The 19,756-nt window shown below is 33.8% G+C and carries 22 protein-coding genes, 1 pseudogene and 1 riboswitch; of the genes and pseudogenes, 7 read left to right on the plus strand and 16 right to left on the minus strand.

Annotation, left to right across the window (positions count from 1 at the left end):
- Nucleotides 1–10: 10 nt before the first annotated feature.
- From ACYVEC_RS28115 to ACYVEC_RS28155, 9 genes are all read right to left on the minus strand, one after another.
- Nucleotides 11–325, minus strand: a complete 315-nt coding sequence (locus ACYVEC_RS28115) for a DUF3892 domain-containing protein (protein ID WP_098556019.1) — start codon at nt 323–325, stop codon at nt 11–13.
- Nucleotides 326–388: 63 nt separating this feature from the next.
- Nucleotides 389–1,384, minus strand: a complete 996-nt coding sequence (locus ACYVEC_RS28120) for a sensor histidine kinase (protein WP_098556018.1) — start codon at nt 1,382–1,384, stop codon at nt 389–391.
- Nucleotides 1,381–2,052: a response regulator transcription factor gene (locus ACYVEC_RS28125; RefSeq protein ID WP_098556016.1), complete on the minus strand. Its 672-nt coding sequence runs from the start codon at nt 2,050–2,052 to the stop codon at nt 1,381–1,383. The genes ACYVEC_RS28120 and ACYVEC_RS28125 overlap by 4 nt, the downstream gene beginning before the upstream one ends.
- Nucleotides 2,053–2,086: 34 nt before the next feature.
- A complete protein-coding gene (locus tag ACYVEC_RS28130) occupies nt 2,087–3,073 on the minus strand; it encodes an alpha/beta fold hydrolase (RefSeq protein ID WP_098556014.1) in 987 nt (328 codons plus the stop codon).
- A gap of 106 nt (nt 3,074–3,179) precedes the next feature.
- On the minus strand, nt 3,180–4,004 hold the full coding sequence (locus tag ACYVEC_RS28135) for a DUF2785 domain-containing protein (RefSeq protein ID WP_275719579.1): 825 nt from the start codon (nt 4,002–4,004) through the stop codon (nt 3,180–3,182).
- A gap of 130 nt (nt 4,005–4,134) precedes the next feature.
- Nucleotides 4,135–4,806 carry a nucleoside/nucleotide kinase family protein gene (locus ACYVEC_RS28140; protein WP_098556011.1) on the minus strand — a complete coding sequence of 224 codons (672 nt, stop codon included), beginning with the start codon at nt 4,804–4,806 and terminating at the stop codon, nt 4,135–4,137.
- A 173-nt stretch (nt 4,807–4,979) separates the two neighbouring features.
- Complete coding sequence (locus tag ACYVEC_RS28145) at nt 4,980–5,723, minus strand: metallophosphoesterase family protein (RefSeq protein ID WP_275719578.1); 744 nt, start codon at nt 5,721–5,723, stop codon at nt 4,980–4,982.
- Nucleotides 5,724–5,736: 13 nt separating this feature from the next.
- A complete protein-coding gene (locus ACYVEC_RS28150; protein WP_460509349.1) occupies nt 5,737–6,663 on the minus strand; it encodes an aminoglycoside phosphotransferase family protein in 927 nt (308 codons plus the stop codon).
- Between the two features lie 14 nt (nt 6,664–6,677).
- Nucleotides 6,678–7,475, minus strand: coding sequence for a VOC family protein (locus tag ACYVEC_RS28155; RefSeq protein ID WP_098556007.1), 798 nt, complete (start codon nt 7,473–7,475; stop codon nt 6,678–6,680).
- A 206-nt stretch (nt 7,476–7,681) separates the two neighbouring features.
- Between ACYVEC_RS28155 and ACYVEC_RS28160 the strand changes: the two genes are divergently transcribed.
- Entirely contained in the window at nt 7,682–8,584 is a 903-nt protein-coding gene (locus ACYVEC_RS28160; protein ID WP_098556005.1) for a sulfite exporter TauE/SafE family protein, read from the plus strand.
- Between the two features lie 39 nt (nt 8,585–8,623).
- Here ACYVEC_RS28160 and ACYVEC_RS28165 read toward each other — a convergent pair whose 3' ends face one another.
- Nucleotides 8,624–9,073 carry a GNAT family N-acetyltransferase gene (locus ACYVEC_RS28165; protein ID WP_199677755.1) on the minus strand — a complete coding sequence of 150 codons (450 nt, stop codon included), beginning with the start codon at nt 9,071–9,073 and terminating at the stop codon, nt 8,624–8,626.
- A gap of 384 nt (nt 9,074–9,457) precedes the next feature.
- Nucleotides 9,458–9,649, plus strand: a riboswitch (Lysine riboswitch).
- A gap of 112 nt (nt 9,650–9,761) precedes the next feature.
- On the opposite strand from ACYVEC_RS28165, the gene ACYVEC_RS28170 reads away from it, so the two are divergent.
- The 3 genes from ACYVEC_RS28170 (at nt 9,762) to ACYVEC_RS28180 (ending at nt 12,456) form a co-directional block, all read left to right on the plus strand.
- Complete coding sequence (locus ACYVEC_RS28170) at nt 9,762–11,228, plus strand: amino acid permease (RefSeq protein WP_063225258.1); 1,467 nt, start codon at nt 9,762–9,764, stop codon at nt 11,226–11,228.
- A gap of 118 nt (nt 11,229–11,346) precedes the next feature.
- Entirely contained in the window at nt 11,347–11,652 is a 306-nt protein-coding gene (locus ACYVEC_RS28175) for an iron-sulfur cluster biosynthesis family protein (protein ID WP_142332764.1), read from the plus strand.
- A 33-nt stretch (nt 11,653–11,685) separates the two neighbouring features.
- Nucleotides 11,686–12,456: a DNA alkylation repair protein gene (locus ACYVEC_RS28180; protein WP_098556002.1), complete on the plus strand. Its 771-nt coding sequence runs from the start codon at nt 11,686–11,688 to the stop codon at nt 12,454–12,456.
- Between the two features lie 163 nt (nt 12,457–12,619).
- On the opposite strand, the gene ACYVEC_RS28185 is transcribed toward ACYVEC_RS28180, so the two are convergent.
- Nucleotides 12,620–13,393: a MerR family transcriptional regulator gene (locus ACYVEC_RS28185; protein ID WP_460509353.1), complete on the minus strand. Its 774-nt coding sequence runs from the start codon at nt 13,391–13,393 to the stop codon at nt 12,620–12,622.
- Between the two features lie 385 nt (nt 13,394–13,778).
- Between ACYVEC_RS28185 and ACYVEC_RS28190 the strand changes: the two genes are divergently transcribed.
- Nucleotides 13,779–14,540: a methyltransferase domain-containing protein gene (locus ACYVEC_RS28190; RefSeq protein WP_098555999.1), complete on the plus strand. Its 762-nt coding sequence runs from the start codon at nt 13,779–13,781 to the stop codon at nt 14,538–14,540.
- Between the two features lie 53 nt (nt 14,541–14,593).
- On the opposite strand, the gene ACYVEC_RS28195 is transcribed toward ACYVEC_RS28190, so the two are convergent.
- From ACYVEC_RS28195 to ACYVEC_RS28205, 3 genes are all read right to left on the minus strand, one after another.
- Nucleotides 14,594–15,730, minus strand: coding sequence for a hypothetical protein (locus tag ACYVEC_RS28195; RefSeq protein ID WP_460509355.1), 1,137 nt, complete (start codon nt 15,728–15,730; stop codon nt 14,594–14,596).
- Between the two features lie 190 nt (nt 15,731–15,920).
- A complete protein-coding gene (locus ACYVEC_RS28200) occupies nt 15,921–16,373 on the minus strand; it encodes a hypothetical protein (RefSeq protein ID WP_231428459.1) in 453 nt (150 codons plus the stop codon).
- Entirely contained in the window at nt 16,370–16,624 is a 255-nt protein-coding gene (locus tag ACYVEC_RS28205) for a hypothetical protein (RefSeq protein WP_460509357.1), read from the minus strand. Before ACYVEC_RS28205 ends, ACYVEC_RS28200 begins: the two co-directional genes overlap by 4 nt.
- A gap of 352 nt (nt 16,625–16,976) precedes the next feature.
- Between ACYVEC_RS28205 and ACYVEC_RS28210 the strand changes: the two are divergent.
- Nucleotides 16,977–17,659: pseudogene (locus tag ACYVEC_RS28210) on the plus strand (class I SAM-dependent methyltransferase).
- 180 nt (nt 17,660–17,839) lie between these two features.
- Here the strand turns inward: ACYVEC_RS28210 and ACYVEC_RS28215 are convergent.
- Nucleotides 17,840–18,364: an NUDIX hydrolase gene (locus ACYVEC_RS28215; protein ID WP_460509359.1), complete on the minus strand. Its 525-nt coding sequence runs from the start codon at nt 18,362–18,364 to the stop codon at nt 17,840–17,842.
- Nucleotides 18,365–18,544: 180 nt separating this feature from the next.
- Here ACYVEC_RS28215 and ACYVEC_RS28220 point away from each other — a divergent pair, with 180 nt between their 5' ends.
- Nucleotides 18,545–19,177 carry a cephalosporin hydroxylase family protein gene (locus tag ACYVEC_RS28220; protein ID WP_097950276.1) on the plus strand — a complete coding sequence of 211 codons (633 nt, stop codon included), beginning with the start codon at nt 18,545–18,547 and terminating at the stop codon, nt 19,175–19,177.
- Between the two features lie 33 nt (nt 19,178–19,210).
- Here ACYVEC_RS28220 and lepB read toward each other — a convergent pair whose 3' ends face one another.
- Nucleotides 19,211–19,732 carry a signal peptidase I gene (gene lepB / locus ACYVEC_RS28225; protein ID WP_460509362.1) on the minus strand — a complete coding sequence of 174 codons (522 nt, stop codon included), beginning with the start codon at nt 19,730–19,732 and terminating at the stop codon, nt 19,211–19,213.
- Between the last annotated feature and the right edge of the window lie 24 nt (nt 19,733–19,756).

The raw sequence follows: 19,756 nt of genomic DNA on the forward strand, positions 1-19,756 counted from the left end.
GTTTACCCGTTTAAAATGAAGGTAAATTATCTAAGTTATTTTCTTTTATTCCATCAGGTTCACTACGTATAATATCTCTACCATACTTATGAAATACATCTACATGAGCTAACTTTCCTGATTTTGCTTCATCAAGAGCAGTCATATAATCTAACTCTCTCCCGCTACTTGTTTTAAAAGCAATTAAATCACCGTCATCATTTTTACGAACTGCAACAATTTGTTCTGCTCCTGAATTGATTTCATGGTCTACTTCAAATTGAGCTTGCTCTTTTCCTTGATGTAAATATTCATTATAAACTTTTTCAAAGTCTTTTTTGTACATAAAACTCACCTCCAACACATTTTATTAGTATGGTTGGGAGGTATTGGTTTTATGTGCTTTGCTCTAAACTTTAGTATTTTCAAATGAAAACATAGTCCCCTCACTATTTGATTGTAAAGTGTATTTTATATCGAACATCTTTGATATATCTTCAATATTTTTCAAACCAAGTCCCGTTCCTTTACTATTTATATCAAACCCAATCCCGTTATCTCTAAAAGAAACAATATCTTCATCTATAATAATTTTGAGTTTATTAGCTTTTGAATGTTTAAGGACATTTTGAAAAATATTATCAAATAGCCTTTGAATCCATAACTCATTACTATTCCATATCAACTCTTTATCTTGTGGATTATATACTAATTCAATTTTATGAATGCTATACAAATAGCTCCATTTTTTAATCATATTTTCGATTAAATTATGTATATTCACTTCATCATTCACAATATAAGTATTCTCTAAGATCTCTGTAGATTGAATATTAAATTCGTTAGTTAAATCACTTATATATTGTATCTGCTCATAAAGTGATTCAAGTATTGGTGCTTGTTCCTTGTACTCACCTTCTAAATAATATAATTGTAATCTGACCGCTGTTAAGGGGGTATTAATGTCATGCCGTAACTTATTTAATAGTTCCTTTTTTATTTGTTCCTGTTGTTGTAGTTCCAATTCTCGATAAGTCGTTCTCTCTATAAGCAAGTTTACTGACCTAATTAGTTTTCCCATTTCATCATCGCTTTTAACATCTATTATATTAGGGGTTTTTTTATCACTAGCTAAATCTCGAATCGTTTGATTTAATACATTAATTTTATTTAATACGGTGTTAATCGATTTTGAAAATACAAGAGCTAATACTAATAGTGATAATAAAAATATGATTATCATAGTAGGATATGCATAGGATTCGTGAAAAGGGATGTTCTTATTTTTAGTTTTAAAGACAACATTATAAATAACTGATACAAAGATACTAATCGACAACAATAACAGTGGTACGCTAATAATAGCGGAGAATAGTAGTAACTGATATTTTTTCTTTAAGTTCATTTCTTCGTATAGGTATTTAGTCTATACCCTTCTCCATATATATTCTGTATAATATCCCCTGTTTTATCATCAATTTTGTTCCTGATTTTCTTTATATGTACGTTCATGATATTTTGATTTCTATCTTCGAGTTGCCATAGGTAATCGTAGAAGTGTTCTTTCGATAAAATTCTATCTCTATTTTCATACAAATAGAAGAATATCTTACGCTCAATTGCAGTAAAAGCAACTTCATCACGTAAACCATTAATGAAAACTCTTTTATATTCTGCATCTAAAAATAAATGTTTAATTTGCGTGAAAGTACCATATTGATTATCTAACATTTTCTGAATTCTTAACAATAATTCTCTAGGATCAAAGGGTTTTATCATGTATTCTTCTCCAATAGTTAAACCTTTTAGTTTACTATCCATATCATTCCTAGCTGATAGAAATATAATTGGAATATTTAGTCCTAGATTTTTTATTTTCTTTGTAATTTGATAACCATCTTCACCTGGTAACATAACATCCATTATGACTAAATCTATTTCATGAATTACATCAAGAACTTTCCTTCCCTCTTTCTCCCAATACACATTATACTTCTGGCGCTGCAAAATTTTTTGTAATAAATCTCCTATAATTAAATCGTCTTCAACAATTAATATGTTATATACTTTCATTATGTAGACCTTTCATCGCTAAAATAACAATAGCTTAGTTCTCCATTACTTTATTCTTAATAAAGTCCATAGCAAATTTGTATATTTCATCAGGAGCGTATAAATAAATGCTATGTGTACCTTCAATTATTTTCACATCAGCTATTAATAACTTGCTAGCAAACTTCTTATAATCTTCGTTTTTTTGCTTTGTATACTTCGAATCTTTATATTGCCTAGCAATCGCATCTATAAATAACATAGGTGTTTCTTTTGGGATCGATAAGGAATTTGATTTTTTACCGTTATTGTAGCTTTGTAAAAGTTCTTGCTTCATATCATCATTAAAAGCCCTCTTATACGTAAGCGCTTTATAAATATCTTTTTCCTGTTCATTTAAAAAGGATTGACGAATAACTTCGGGATTATAAGTAATAGAGGGAGCTAATCTCTGAAAACCAATTTTCGTTAAAATATTCATCCCTTTTATTTTTAATGAATCAACCATGCCTATTTCATTAGATTCGTACTGTTTAGGTAAACCAATATCTAACGCAATAATCCCTTTTACTTCACTTGGATATTCTTGTGCCCAATAAATAGCCTCTATTCCCGATAGAGAGTGTGGTACTAAAATGTAAGGTGGTTTATTTCCACTTCGAATAAGCGCTTCTCTCGTTTGTTCTAATATCGTCTCAATATCTCTATCATCTTGAAAAACATCACTGTATCCATAACCAGCTCTCTCAATTACAGAAATCTTGTTTTCTTTCGAAAATTTCCTATATAAGCCTTTTAATTCATAAACAGGAGCGGCAATTCCAGAACCGGCCATAAATACAAACGTGTCCTCCCCGCTCCCCTCATTATAAACATTCACTTTTTTATTATCGAAATTAACAAGTTCACCTTTATTGTTCATTAATTTCGATTCCATTTTTAATTGATAGTTATGATATATAAATACAGCGCCTGTTCCAAAGAAAATAATACTAATACACATTAAAAAAATTATTTTCACTAACTTCAATAATTTTTTCATTTGACACCCCTTTCAACCTATACTGAAAGGGTACAATTTAAAAATAAATTTCTAATAAATTTTTCAAAATTAATATCTATTCTTGGTTTCTAAGGCTGGACCATTTTTAATACCTACGCCCCCCCCTCAAAGTCTCCAATATATCATCTGTAAAAGCTGTGCTACCCTCTGTCTCTAAAACTCTGAAATATAAACTTCTCAGGAAAGATCTAATATTTTGTACTAAAATAGCATGCTGCGGATGTCGGACGTCTTCAACAGTTGCTATACTATGTAGCCAGTTGCCCCACTCTTCTTCCGTTAAAAGATTTTGGTTACGTAACGACATAATTGGTTTTACTAATCTCTCATCCTCAAAGTGTATGTACGCGTAGTCATTTAAACGAACCTTCTGACGAACAGCAGCTAGTATTGCATATGAAAACTCACGATTTCGTATTGTACGCGCTAACGCATCTAGCGCATCAGCAGCGTGTGCTGTAGAATGTGCCCAGCCTTTTCCTTCTACGTAACCCCTTACATCTTCTTCTAAATATACATATTCCAACACTTGTTCTGCCACACTGTACAGTTGTTCTTCCGATAACAATGGTTCTCTTTCATGAACAGATAAAATAAGTGGTGGAATTAATACAGAGAACGCACGTTTAAAAACAGAGTCTGTTCCCTTTTCACCAATTTTATAAAATAAATAATCAGGACTAATTGCCTGTAACATTAACCCTCGTAATTCTTTTTGTCTAAACACATCATTTGTAATCCATTTGTGAAGCGTACTATAAATTAAATCATCACGTAATTCAGCATCGGATGATCCGATATAATCTAACATCCACTGTGCATATGGATGTGCATCTACGTCTTCTGGTACAGCATAATTATTATTTTTAATTTGTAGCAGTTCTTCTTTTAGTTCTAGTACTTCATTCATTATATTTCCTATCCCCTTTTTACGTTTTTTTATTGCCTTATCCCCCGTTTTTCACTTCCTATAAATTAATTTAATTATACGAGAATTATAACTATAAATAAAAGGCTATACATATACTTTTGATTGTGTATTACTTTCTCTCATGAAATATAACTTCTGGATTTTCTAAATCACTATTCCGAAATACAACATCCGCACACTCTTTCGGATTATGCTCATCTATATACATCTTACAGGCCGCATGGTACCTATTCAAAAACATCTTATCTGCTTCTTCATAACTTCCAAAAACCTCAGTCTCGCGCTTTGCACCACGTTTTCTCGCAATCTCAAAATCTGTATCTACAAAGATTTTGTAATCAAATAAATGCTCAACTTCTTTTTTCAATAGAAACGTTCCATCTACTATTAATATCATATTTTGCGTGGCCACTAGTGGCTCATTATGTACAGGGATGTCCTTTTTTAAATTATGAGAAATCGTTTCATATTGTAAATTCCCGTTTGGTCCTAAAGGCTTTAATAACCTTTCTTTGAAAGCTGTATAATCGTGTGCATCTTCATAATACCCTCTTGCAGAATCTTTACCTTGTGCATAGCGAATCAATCTTGGATTATGAAAATCGTCAATGCTAGCACGTGTTACTGGTAACCCTCGTTTTTTTATTTCTTCCGCTAGTTCATTTGCAAATGTTGTTTTTCCTGAAGCTGTAATACCACTTACTCCAACTCTAATTGGATGAGTTAATTTTAACGTTAAAATACGATCAATAATTTCTTTGATGTTTTGTTTTCGACACATGATATTCCCTCCTTTAATCAGTTAACATAATATAATTACAAGTAACAATTCATGTCACTATTTGTCGGTAAGTCGATATCCTTTGTCAAATCGTTGATATATTGAAAAAATCGTTGATATATTTTAAGTTATGATAGATATATTTGAAAAATCGTTGATATATTATGATTGGCTTACTTTCCCTTAAACCCTCGATATAAAGCTGTCCGTAATTCTTGTTTGTATTCTTCAATTTCTGGCATATCGAGCTCTTCCGCTAATCGAATGGCAAGTTCAATATCATACGGTACACGTACGAGTTGAATGGAAAAGCTCGCTGCTTCTTTTTCATTGTAAATTCCTTCGAATATTAAATAAGAAGCTTGTGTAATTTCAAGCGGATTTCCTACGCTACCAGCATTACATAACGTTTTCCCTCTGAAATTTTGAACGAATGCTTGGTGAACGTCACCGTAGCAAACGACATCTGGTTTTCTTTCTCCTTCTATATTCTCCGTGAGCTCACTGTTTTCGAACATACTAATACGCTCTTCTCTTGAGGCATGTGGTTGTATTCTTTCATATAAACTTCTCGGTGAAGCGTGGAACATACGAATCAGTTTGCCGCTCATATAAAACTCGATTGAAAATGGTAAGCTTCTTAAATAATCATTTTGTTCTTCTGATAATTGTTTTTGATGCCATTTTAACGCTTCAAATTCAGTCGGTTTTGTAATAAAATCATCCCAGTTTCCCATTACGACTCCTTCACATTCTTTACGAATGATTTCAATCACTTCACTAGAATGAGGTCCTTTTCCTACTAAATCTCCAAGACAAATAATACGTTCGATTCCTCTCAATTTAATGTCTTGTAGTACAAATTCTAAAGCTGGAATATTACCATGTATATCTGAAATTACCGCTATTTTGTCCATATGAATTCCTCCTTTATTTATTAAATTCACTTGATTGATACCATTTTGGAATATAGGATGAAAATTGATTATGATCTTCTAAAATTCCGTTTAACCTTTCCTTCATATCATCTACTAAATGCGGTGTGCTTCGGTTTGTCCAAACGATATCCGCTGGGAATGTCATTGCTGCATATAATGTATACAGTTGCCAAAATTGAAGCGATGGTTCGCCTCCGCAATAACCGTGAACTTGTCCAACTGCAAATGGTTTGCTTATTCTTGTAGTAAAAATCGCTACATTATAAAAATCGTGTATTGGATCGCCAAAATCATACCCACCAAAATCGATAACGATAAACTTCTTGTTATGAATCATAGTATTTGCTGGATGAAAGTCATCATGTAAAAATGTGATTGGACGATTTTTCAATAAATCTTTATGATTTTCTACAAAGGTTAATACAGGCTTCAAATCCAGAAAGTTCACCTCGTAATCTGCTAATGCCTCTATGTATCTTTCGTACTTATTCCATCTAGATGTTTCCCATTTATTACTTGTACTTTCTCTTTCAATTGAGTGGATTCGCTTTAATACTTCTCCAGCTTTTCTTCCTGCATTATACTGTTCTTCCTCCGTTAGCTTACTTAAGCTCTCTTCACCATTTACACCTTGGACCCATTCAAATACTTGAACGCATTTATTTAATTTCTCAAGTTTTATGAAATGAATTAATTTGGGCGTTGGAATATGTAATAACTCTAATTGTTTCATATACGTATATTCTTCTTGTTTGCGTTCAGAATTAACCGCATCACATACTTTTACAAAATATGTTTCTCGATTCTTTAATTCAATTTTATATTTATCTTCATGTGAAAAACCTTTTGAAATAGCTGTACACTTTACAATACGAGGCCATTCTAGTTTTCTCTCTATCTCTCTAAGCATTTCTTCCACAACGTTCACCTCTATTAATATATGTACAAACTACCTAACACTTCATGCTCTCGTTTATTTTCCCCTTTAAACTCCACTACAAATGGATATTCGCCATGATTCTTCAAACATTCTAGTACTACCCCTTCTCCAATTGGTTCACAAAACTGTACTTGAATGTCACCGAATGATACACTTTGGCATTCAGCATTCCACTCTTCACTTTTTACGACTGAGCTTGCAGTTAGCTCCATTACTTCTTTCCATTTCCGCACCGTTTCTCTAACATTTTTCACTGCATAATGAATTGTTTCAATTTGTTGCACTTTGTTTTTATGTTCAGTGATCGTTCCTATTTTATGTAAATCATTTCTTCTTTCTTCATCTGTTTCATTCCACTGTATAAAGAAAGGTAATTTCGGTCTGTTCTCTTCTTGCTTTACAAATAACATTTTCCATTCTAAAAGTCTGCCATCTTTTCTCACACGCTTCCCTTCAAATGGCCCTATCGTATGTAAACCATGCTGACTAAATTTCACTGCTAATTCTTCAATGGCATCTGTTCGAATTGCGAGTTGTAGCATTCCTTCTCCATTTTGTAATTTCACCACTGTTTCTTGTACTAATGGATTTTCTGCTTCTTTCGCTTTTTCTTCATGTTGAACTGCCAGAAATTCTATGTATGATAAATCAAAATAACTTAAACTATTCCAAGTACCCCAGTTCGTATGCTCTCCGCCTAATACAGTATGAAATCCAAGTTCCTGCATTTGTTTTGCCGCTTCCTCCGGTGTGCCATGAACTGCGTGAACGAGATGATCAAATAGTAACATGTCTTTCTCCCCTTTCTCTCCATCCTTTTATTGTATATTTTATTTTTCTTTCGTTCAATTCAAAAAACTTTAAAACCCAGTTGATTTATACGATTAATGTGTATTATAATGAAACAAATTTCAATATTGCTGATTGGAAAAACCAAAGGCACTTTTCTCACACGGGAAAAGTGCCTTTTTCATTTACTATTACAGGGGGATTTTTTATGCAGAAATTAATTGTCTTTGCTATTATTGGATTTTTCGCTCAATTGATCGATGGAGCGCTTGGAATGGCGTATGGGGTAACATCTACCTCACTATTATTAATGTTTGGTATCGCACCGGCTGTCGCTTCCGCATCTGTTCATTTAGCTGAAGTTGTTACAACCGCCGCTTCTGGTGCATCTCATATCAAATTTGGAAACGTTGATAAATATACCGTTTCCAGGCTTACATTGCCAGGAGCAGTTGGCGCATTTATTGGGGCATGTTTTTTAAGTAATTTACCTGGCGATGTCATTAAACCGTACATTTCCGTATTTTTATTTACTTTAGGGGTTTATATTTTATTACGATTCATCATTCAAAAACAAATTGTCACTTCAAAGAAACGTATGTCTGCTAAACAACTTGTTCCGCTTGGCTTATTTGCTGGATTTGTTGATTCAACTGGTGGCGGTGGCTGGGGACCGATTACGACACCTGTACTTTTAGCAAGAGGAAATGAGGCTAGAAAAGTTATCGGATCTGTAGATACGAGTGAATTTCCTGTTTCACTTGCTGCAACAATTGGCTTCTTCATCTCACTTGGCTGGGAACAAGTAAGCTGGGTTTGGGTATTTGCGTTAATGCTTGGCGGTATTGTCGCAGCTCCAATTGCTGCATGGTTAGTACGCATCGTTCCAGCACATTTACTTGGCGTATTAGTTGGTGGCCTTATTATCTTTACAAACATTCGTACACTGCTCACTACATTTAAAGTGGATCCGACTATTATTTCACTTTCTTACGTGGCAGTTGGCCTTGTCGTTATTATTTCTATTTTCATTGCTGTTCGCAATCATTCCAATCGTTCTAACGCATCGACAGCCAAATATCCGAATGATCAAAAACAAATGCTTCCATAATGATAAAAATACCGCCCGATATACTTCGAGCGGTATTTTTCATTTTTCCATTCTCCAATTAATCATTGTTTCTGTAGTGCCAATTCTTTTCATATGTAATTTCTCTAATACACGAATCGATCTTTCATTTTCAAGAAGTGTCTCCGCAATAATTGTTTCTACTTCTCCTGTTTGAAAAGTCCAATTTATTAGTTCTCTTACAGCTTCTGTCGCATACCCTTTATTCCAATATTTCTCAATAAAACCGTAACCAATTTCTACTGTATGCTCCTCATTTGGTTTCCCTTTAAACCCTATATCACCTAAAACGATGTCATCTTCCTTGCGAATGACATACCACGCCCCCCAAGGTAATAAAGTCTTATTTTGTTTTATATTTTCTACATGCCCTACAATATGTGGACCACTATTATATCCTTGCTCATTAGCAACGTGAATACTCTCTTCTGTACACGGCACTATATAGAGCCTTTCTGTTTCTAATTTCATATTGATTTCCCCTTTTCAATTAAACAATACCTCAATTTTATCAGAAATAAAAAGAATATTCATTCTATTTATCAGATTTATACTTATTCTTTGAAACGAATTTAAGGAATAATCCTCTTTTGATAGTTATGTCGAATTATATTTTCTGAATTTTCTTTTAATTTTAAAGGGTTTTTCAATATTTTTTGCGAAACATTTGTATAACAATTTTTTCTTTGCTTATTGCTACATAATAGTAGGTTCGGGTGGAGTTTTGCAAGCGTTTCCTATACAATAACCGATATTTTTTGACTTTTCCTAACAAAATATCTTGCAATATATTCAGAAACTCATTACAATTGCCATATATTAAAAATCTTAGCAATATATAAATCCTCATCAATCCGATGAGGTAGAGGTTGCGACTTTTAAGAGTAAAACGGACGAGACATAGAGAATGTCACCGACTCCGTTTGAAAGGAAAAGTTGCCGAAGTTTATATTTCTTCTCTGGAAATATGAGCTGGGGCTGTCTCCGAAAGGAACAGAACTGTCACGTTTACAAATTACCGTGTAAACGTGGGGTGCTATCTTAACGGAAGGGTATGATGGGGTGGTTATTTGTGAAACGTTCCGCCAAATTCCTTTGGCGGTTTTTTGTATTTTTCTCCCCCGCTCCTTCCTATCTTACAAGAAAAGGAGTGTTGAACATGAATAGCGCAACGAATCAAACTACCTCTAAAACAGAAACTACAAATGGAAAAGGTGAATTAAAACGTAGTTTAAAATCACGGCACCTTACGATGATTTCTCTCGGTGGTACAATTGGTACCGGACTATTTCTTGCCAGTGGTGGTGTGATCCACACAGCTGGACCTGGTGGTGCATTAGTTGCATACGCCGCAATTGGAATTATGGTTTACTTTTTAATGACAAGCTTAGCTGAACTCGCAGCTTACATGCCTGTTACTGGATCTTTTAGTACGTATGCAACAAAATTTGTTGATCCATCACTTGGCTTTGCACTTGGATGGAACTATTGGTATAACTGGGCAATTACGATAGCTGCTGAACTAGCGGCTGTAACATTAATTATGAAATTTTGGTTCCCAGATACCCCTTCCCTCATTTGGAGCGGATTATGTTTAGCTATTATTTTCCTTTTAAACTACTTATCTGTTAAAGGGTTTGGTGAATCTGAATATTGGTTCGCACTTATTAAAGTGGTTACTATTATTATCTTTTTAATTGTCGGCTTTATGATGATTTTCGGAATTATGGGCGGCGAAACTGTTGGCTTTAAAAACTTCACAGTTGCAGATGCACCATTTAACGGCGGCATCATGGCAATTATCGGTGTATTTATGGCAGCTGGTTTCTCATTCCAAGGAACTGAATTACTTGGGGTAGCTGCTGGTGAAACTTCTGATCCAGAACGTAATATTCCGAAAGCAATTCGTTCGATCTTTTGGCGTATTCTTTTATTCTATATTCTTGCGATTCTCGTTATCGGTTTATTAATTCCTTATACAACTGAAAGCCTTGCCGCAAGTGATGTAACAGTAAGTCCATTTACACTTATTTTTGAAAAAGCGGGCGTTGCCTTTGCTGCTTCTGTTATGAACGCTGTTATTTTAACGGCAGTACTATCTGCTGGTAACTCTGGTATGTATGCATCAACTCGTATGCTTTGGGATTTAGCTCGCCAAGGGAAAGCACCAAAGTTTCTTGGTAAATTAGATAGCCGCGGTGTACCTGTTAACGCATTAATCGTAACGTCAATTGTCGGTAGTATCGCTTTCATTGCTTCTTTATTCGGTGACGGTGTTGTATACATTTGGTTATTAAACGCATCAGGAATGTCTGGCTTTATCGCATGGGTCGGCATTGCAATTAGTCATTATCGCTTCCGTAAAGCATATATCGCACAAGGAAAAGATTTAAAAGACTTACCATATAGAGCAAAATGGTTCCCGTTCGGTCCAATCTTTGCATTTGCACTTTGTGTCATCGTAATTTTAGGTCAAAACTACGGCGCATTTATGGGCGAATCAATCGATTGGAACGGTGTACTCGTTTCTTACATCGGTTTACCACTCTTCTTAGTACTATGGTTAGGATATAAATTTACGAAGAAAACAAAAGTCATTCCACTTGATAAATGTGAACTAAAATAAAATGAAACGAAACGAGCAAACAAATTTGTTTGCTCGTTTTTTGTTACAAACCTCTTTACTTCCCTATTGCTCTTGTTTTTGCAATAATAAAGGAAATATAAATAAAGGTTGGGATACCATGAACATTCGCATTACTGATGAAGCAAAAGCAGCTATACATAGTCTAGAACGTGAAGACAAAAAGATTATTCGTATTAGAGGAACAATGACAAACTCTTGTAGTATTTTCGTTGATGTCGATTTAATTTGGGATACATATGTTGCAGATGATGTTGTATATGAAGATGCTGATTTTATTGTACAAATGGATTCATTCACGAAAGATTACACTGGTGATACGGTGAAACTTGATTATAAGACGACTGGTTTTAGTATTACGACTCCAAGTGAGACTTTAGTTTATGGATTGTCGATTAAAAAATAAAAATTGCTTTTAACTGACCACCGAGGTGAAAAAATGAGTAAATATGTTCCGCTAAAATTTTTGTTTAACGAAGAATTAGCAGAAAAAATGGCTGATTCTATTTGTAAACACGATCCTACTTTCTCTAAAAGAAACTTTGTATCTTCCGTAACATGTAAAGTTGAAAATTTAGAGTTAAAGCAGCGTATTGAAGTATTGGCAGATGAATTACACAATGCTTTACAAAAAGATTTTAATGAAGCAATACATATATTACTGAGAACTTTGGGACCAGAAAATACAACAGAAGTAGGCACATTTACAAACGGATATATGTACATGCCTATCGCAAAATACGTTGAAAAATATGGACTTAACGATTTTGAAACCTCATTCAACGCCATGTATGAAATAACAAAAAGGAATACTGCTGAATATGCCATTCGGCCTTTTCTTGAAACATACCATGAAGACACGCTAGACATACTACAACAGTGGCTTCATGACGAAAACAGCCACATTAGAAGATTAGTTTCTGAAGGTACAAGACCAAGGCTTCCTTGGGCTAAAAAAATAGGAGCTCTGAAAGGTGACTTTAAGTACAATTTACAGCTTCTTGAACCTTTAATGAATGACCCTTCTAAATATGTTCAAAAATCTGTAGCCAATCATATTAACGATATTACGAAAGAAGATAAAGAACTTGTTTTTCAATGGTTGCAGCAATTGCGTGATAAACAGCATCCTGTTAACCCTTGGATTATAAAACATGGGTTAAGAACGGTTATTAAAAATGATACTTTACCAAAGGATTTTTGTTTTTGAGTATTTTAAACAAAAACGCTTATGTTTCAAAAATGAAGTATAAGCGTTTCTTTCTTTTGAATAAAGCAATAACAAACGTATTTTTCCAATATTCCCCTTCTTCAATGAAAGGTCTATTGCATTATTTCGATGAAGCTAAGCCACCTACAATTGCTCATAAAATCTATCCCTCTTCCATTTCTACTTGCTTCATATAATATTCCATCGCTTGATTAAGCCATTTTTGTTCATCTTCTACGAAAGGCGAAGGTATCATATTTTCAAGTTCTTGCATATCCAGTTCTTCCACACTAGTATTAGCTAACTTTTGTATCAAATCTTCACTAAGAAATGAAAAAGACCCTCCTATATATGCCTTAACCATCTCTTGTACTTTCGAATACTCGACTGGTTTACCATATAATTGTTTAACCTTTTTAGACAATTGAATAAACGTTTTATCCAAGGCAACTTTATCTTCTTCTCGTTTCTTTGATAATTCTTCCACGATATCTGTTAACTTATGGCGGTCCATCCATTCTTTGTGTGTATGTTCTGTATTCCTACCGTAAATAAGACTAAACAATACAGTACTATCTACTTCTTCTTCCTCTTCGACTAACTTCATTACTCTTTTAATTGCTTGCATTGATTGCTCAATTTGTTCGTGTTCTCTTTCTAACACTTGCAAATGGAGAGACAAACTTTCATTCAAATCAACACCAAAACTTGATTCGTGTAACAAATTAATGACTTTATCTAGACTATAGCCTAGAAATTTTAGACTTAAAATTTTTTGTAAGGTTATAATATCGTGATACTTATAAATGCGGTGCCCTGAAGAAGGATTCTTTTCTGGTTGTAACAACCCGATTTCATCATAGTAATGCAAAGTAGGAATTGGTATTCCCGTTTTCCCTGAGAATTCTCCAATAGAAAACTTTTTATCCTTATTCATCCAAATCCCCCTATTAAAAGTATAGATTCATTATAAAACCTAAAGTAACTAGAGGTTCAAGAGAGAATTTAAGAAAATTCAAAAATATTGAAGTGCATGTAATCAATATGTATTGCATTATCCCGTTTCATTCAATAAGTTTTATTCCATTTAATGGCCCGATTGTTGAACAGCATGAATGGCAGTTTTCAAACAACGACCTTCCCTCATAAGTTCAAAGGATTTCCACTTACTAATCCCGAATATATAAATAACCATTCTCACAAGGAGTAACTTTATATGAATCTATTCGAACACGAAACGTAAAACCGCTTCTCTTTCATAAGAGGTCCTCCCTTTTTCCTTTCTCATCATATCATTCATTGAAAAATAGGAGGACATAATTATGAAACGTGATCCATTATTTTTAACTTTATTAGAAAGTGCAAATACACATTTTAGCGGCTGGGATTTTTCTTTTATTTCAGAAACTGGCCGAATGAAGAGCGAGCCTTTATCTTGGTCGTATGGTAGCACTGCTTACCAGCTTATGCAGCGTGCAAAATCACTGCTAGATATGGGTACTGGCGGCGGAGAGTTTTTATCTATGTTACAACCGTTCCCATCAACTATTTATGCGACTGAGGGCTATACTCCAAACTTGCCAATTGCTCGGAAGAAATTAGAGCCTTTAGGAGTTACAGTCGTCGAAGTGATTAATGATACTGCTTTACCATTTCAAAATGGTCAGTTTGATTTAATCATGAATCAACATGAATCATATGCTGCCTCTGAGGTAAACAGAATCCTTTCTCGAAATGGCGTTTTTCTTACACAACAAGTTGGTGGTCTTGATTGCGCGGTACTTAATGAGCAGTTTGGCTCACCACTAAATAGCGAATTTGCAAGTTGGTCACTCGAAGCAGCATGTAGTGAGTTAGAGGAAAATGGATTTACTATCTTAGATGCAAAAGAAGCATTCCCTTTCCAACGCTTTTATGATATTGGCGCTATTGTCTATTATTTAAAAGCAATTCCGTGGCAAATTTCTGATTTTACTGTCGAAAGGTATTATGAGGAACTATATCGTATACATGAAATCATCTTGCAAAAAGGATATTTTGATGTGAAGCAACATCGCTTTATTATTAAGGCTATTCGTGACTAACGGAAAAGAGGTGGCAAAGCCACCTCCTTTTTTGTTCCATTTACGTATATTCTCTACTCTTTCACCATAAGAAAAGTTATATCATCCCATTTTCTCTCTAATTGTAAAGTAGTCTTTTCAATACTAGCCCCTGTTAACAAATCATATCCTTCAATCTCAGCTACCAATTGTTTCGTTTTACTCTTTGGATTCATATCTTTGTATAAGATGTATAACTTATTACCATGTACTTGTATATCAGAAATCCCTTTATCCTCTCTAGTGATTTTTGTATTTTTGTCACTTTGTAATGAATATGTACGTATGATGTTCAAGTTCTCATCTAGCTCTTTCACTTTTTCATCATTATTTAAAATATACACCTTATCTTCAACCACCTGCACTAGAACAGGTATGAATTGCTTTTCGTCTAATATTGTTTCTTTTTCTACTACTCTAGTCTTTGTATTTACCATAATTAATTTAGGTGGTAACTTTTGATTTACATTATCACTTAGTACGAACAATAATTTATCTTTATACTTTTGAAAAATTATTTTTTGAGCAGTTGGTGCAAAATACACATTTTCATTAGGAATTTCAAATTCGTTTGTTTTTTTATTTATGGCCAAATCTATTTCTGAAATATATACTTTGTCTAGTGTTTGTGAAAATGCGTATATATGATTCTCAATAATATGCGCACCTTGAATCGTTCCCTTTAGTTCTACACTTTCTTGCCTTTTGTCACTATCTTTCCAATATACAAGTTCACTTGTATATCCCTTCTTTTCGTCTACCAATCCAATATTCACATCATAATATACATATCCTTGTTCTGCATGGATGAAATATGCCCCTGCGTTTACATCTTGTAATTCTTTAGGTCTATTGATCCCTTGTACCTTGCCTGTCTTATTTATTGCATAATGATTGTTATTTCTATTTGATGAAAAGTAGTATCCCTTTTCATCTTTTGCATTGCTCATCATACTTTGACCATCTACTTCCATTTTACTAATCGTATTTCCTTTCTTATCATATGCATATATGTAACCACCATCTTTCATTGCATTTGAATAGGATACAAGATAGTCCGCTTGTTGAATGTTTTTAAGTTCTTTACCACCATTAACATTTTTAGAACAACCTACAAAAAGAAACATTGTACATATTATAACTTTGACTAAGGAAATATATTTCTTTAGCATGTAATCACCTCACATATATAGTGAAAGCAATCGACAAATAAATGCCGATTGCTCTATAAAATATAGTTTATCAATTTGAATAGAAAATAGTAGTATTTGATGATTTTACTAATTCCATAGGTGTAACAACAGTGTCCCAAGTAACATTATCAATATCAATACCCTGATTTCTCCAAGAACGCCATGCCAATTAAGAACAATAAAACTTATCCGTTCTATTTTTATCGAAGAATGACCAATTATACCCTTTTCCAATTTGCCCCTGAGCATATGAAGCTGCATTTAAATATTTTGTATTGTTAGCTCCCTTCACCCATAGACCATAAACTTTAGAACGTCCTTTCCATGTATTAGGGTAATATTGGACTCCATCTTTACCAGTTGGGCTCCAACTTTTTGCAAATGATTCTATTGTACGACTACTATCTTTTGATACGATCGCTGTGTGTCCTACACCGATAGAAGAACTTCCAGAATTAATTTCATAACTGACTAAAACATCCCCTTTTGTACCTAAAGCAGATCCTGCTAACGCAACAAGACCATTTAATTCATTTTGACTATATGCAGGATCATCAATTTTAGAATACAATTCTTTCGCTTCTTCTGGATGTGTTGTTTTTAACTCATCAATCTCTTTCAAATCTTTTTCCGCTTTAATTTTCGCATCTTTTTCAAAAACTCTTTTCCTTCTTTAGAAATTTCAACAAATTGTTTTACCTGTTCCAACGTCATGCCACTATCTTTCATCATCTGAATCTCATACTCTACTGACTTTGGCTGAAGAACTTCCGTTTCAGCTCCATACGCAGTTTCAGCTACAATGCCTCCCCCAGCTAGTATTCCGCCTGCTAATAACAACGGTACTATTTTTTTCTTTGCGACTTTCATCATAACAACTCCCACCCCTTGTGATATGCACTTTCCCCTATATTTGTAAGCGCACCCTCATATTACAGTAAAAAATGGAAAAATATACTATTGATTTTTTTCTCAAGAATTGTCAGGAAAACCGATCAATTTAATAATTTTTATATAAAAATGCAAATTTCATACTTTGCTGTAAAGCAACACTACACTATTAAGAAATATTATATAGAATAGTATTTTTCCCCTGCAAAAAAGCCCAATCCTATTGAAATGAACCCAGAAAACACGAAACATAAAACCACTTCTCTTTCATAAGAGGTCCTCCCTTTTTCTTTTCTCATCATATCATTCATTTATGAAATAAGAGGACAAATTTATGAAACGTGATCCATTATTTTTAACTTTATTAGAAAGTGCAAATACAAACTTTAGTGGCTGGGATTTTTCTTTCATTTCTGAAACAGGCCGAATGAAGAGCGAGCCTTTATCTTGGTCATACGGCAGCACCGCTTTCCAACTTATGCAGCGTGCAGAATCAATGCTCTATATGGGTACTGGCGGCGGAGAGTTTTTATCTATGTTACAACCATTCCCACCAACTATTTATGCGACTGAGGGTTATGCTCCAAATGTGCCAATTGCTCAGAAGAAATTAGAGCCTTTAGGGGTTGCCGTTGTAGAAGTGACCGATGATACTGCTTTACCATTTCAAGATGCTCAATTTAATTTAATCATAAATCAACATGAATCGTATGCTGCTTCTGAGGTAAATAGAATACTTTCTCCTAATGGAACATTTCTTACACAACAAGTTGGTGGTCTTGATTGCGCGGAACTTAATGAACTACAGGAAAATGGATTTACTATTTTAGAAGCAAAAGAAGAATTCCCTTTCCAACGCTTTTATGATATTGGCGCTATCGTCTATTATTTAAAAGCAATTCCGTGGCAAATTCCTGATTTTACTGTCGAAAGGTACTTTGAGGAGTTATATCGTATACATGAGATTATTTTGATGTAAAGCAACATCGATTTATCATTAAGGCGATTCACAGCTAACAAAAAGGAGGTGGCTTTGCCATCTCCTTTTTGCTCCGTTTACGTATGTTCTCTACTCTTTCATGATAAGAAAAGTTATAGCATACATATTACAATTATGGCCAATGAATTGTGTTTCTGAAACATATAATCACCTCACATATATAATGAGAGCAAAAAGTGATTTTTCACTATCCTCTTCTATTGAGAAATGAATTGTTTTTCATATCGCCTGTTCGCATCATCTTCTGTCAAACATGCAGTTGTATAATTAATAATATTCCGGTTATCATATGTGAATATATGCTCTAACTTGTTTTCCTCATTTAATACTATTGGTAAGTATTTTGGTAAATTGCTAACTACACCTCTATTATCACAATCTAATATCCAATCAAGTTCTTTCCATTCTAATAATCCTTCCGCCGTACTTAATGGCGTGTCCATATGTACTCCATCTGGCAGATGAGCAAGGAATACATACATCCCTTCACTACCCCGATGCTCGTCCTTACTCTTAAAAACCACATTCCCTTTATACGATACACTTGGAAGATCTATGCCTGTTTCCTCAAGCGTTTCTCTAATTATCCCTTCGTATGGCGTTTCATTATCTTCAATTTTTCCACCGACACCGTTCCACATTCCCATATTCGGCTTTTTATTTCTATTTAGTAAGAGTATTTTATTTCCCTTTCTAATGAAACAAATTGTGTACTTATACATACGTTCATTTCCTTTCTTTTTCCCTCATCTACAGATTTTGATTAAACTTGCTGAATAAAGGTTTTTTATTATAAAAACAATTGGTTTTTAATGAGGTATTTTGCTCAATTTTATTAAAAATCATTCTCCTTATAATCATATCTTACATAATATATTGTACAACTTTCGTTTCAGAAAGGAGTGTTCAAAATCGATAACATAAGCAGTGAATTTTTAAAACAATATTACGACAGTCGAGTCTGGTTATATGATACACATTGGCTCGGGGTCCCCATTCTCAAACTTCCCTCTGATCTTTTTTTGTATCAAGAAATTATTTACGAATTAAAACCCGATTTAATTATTGAATGTGGCACTTGTTATGGTGGTAGCGCATTGTATTTGGCTTCTGTATTAGATTTAATTGGAAAAGGACACGTTCTGACTATCGATGTATTTCCACAACCAAATCGTCCATCCCATGATCGCATTACGTATTTAACAGCTTCTTCTGTTTCAGTAACCGCTGTGCAAACAATATTAAGTATGCGTAAACCTGATGATGTGATTTTAGTTATTTTAGATTCAGATCATAGTAAAGATCATGTAGCAAAAGAATTATTGCTTTATAAATCTATCGTTTCTAATGGCAGTTATATTATTGTAGAGGATACATCTATTAATGGAAATCCTGTTTCTCCCGATTGGGGTCCTGGCCCAATGGAAGCTGTTGAAGAGTTTTTAGCTACAAATAACAACTTCATAATCGATGAATCTAAACATAAGTTTTTCATATCATTTAACCCAAAAGGTTTTTTAAAGAGAATAAAGTGAAATGTTAATAAGTGGGGTTTTGTAACTCCCCACTTATTCTATGATCTTCATTTTTGAAAATGGATAATAAACAAATTCCACTTTTCCTATTATATTATCTTCCTCAATATAACCTAAACCGTTTCGACTATCTCTACTAAGTTCACGATTATCTCCCATGACAAATAACTTATTTGGCGGGATTTTTGTTTTTTGAAAGTTATAAAACACTTGCGTATTATTGAATAAATCTTTATTTGTATACGGTTCTTCTTGCTTTTTATCATTCACATATACTGATCCATTCGTTATGTTAATTACGTCACCAGGAAGTCCAATTACTCGTTTTACATAATATTTCGATTCATCATCTTCCTTTATAATGACAATTTCTCCGTGCTCTAAATTAGAAAAATGCACTGCTGCTTTATTTACAAATACGTAGTCTTCTTCATATAAAGTCGGTTGCATCGATTTCCCTTCTACTTTACATAAAGTAAAAGAATGATAGGCTACTACCAAAACAAACACGAAGAGTATGTATTTCCCCCAACCTCTCTTAATCTCCTGTTTCATATCCATTCCCACCTTATTCAAACA

It is taken from the genome of Bacillus sp. MN7755 (genome assembly GCF_054771475.1).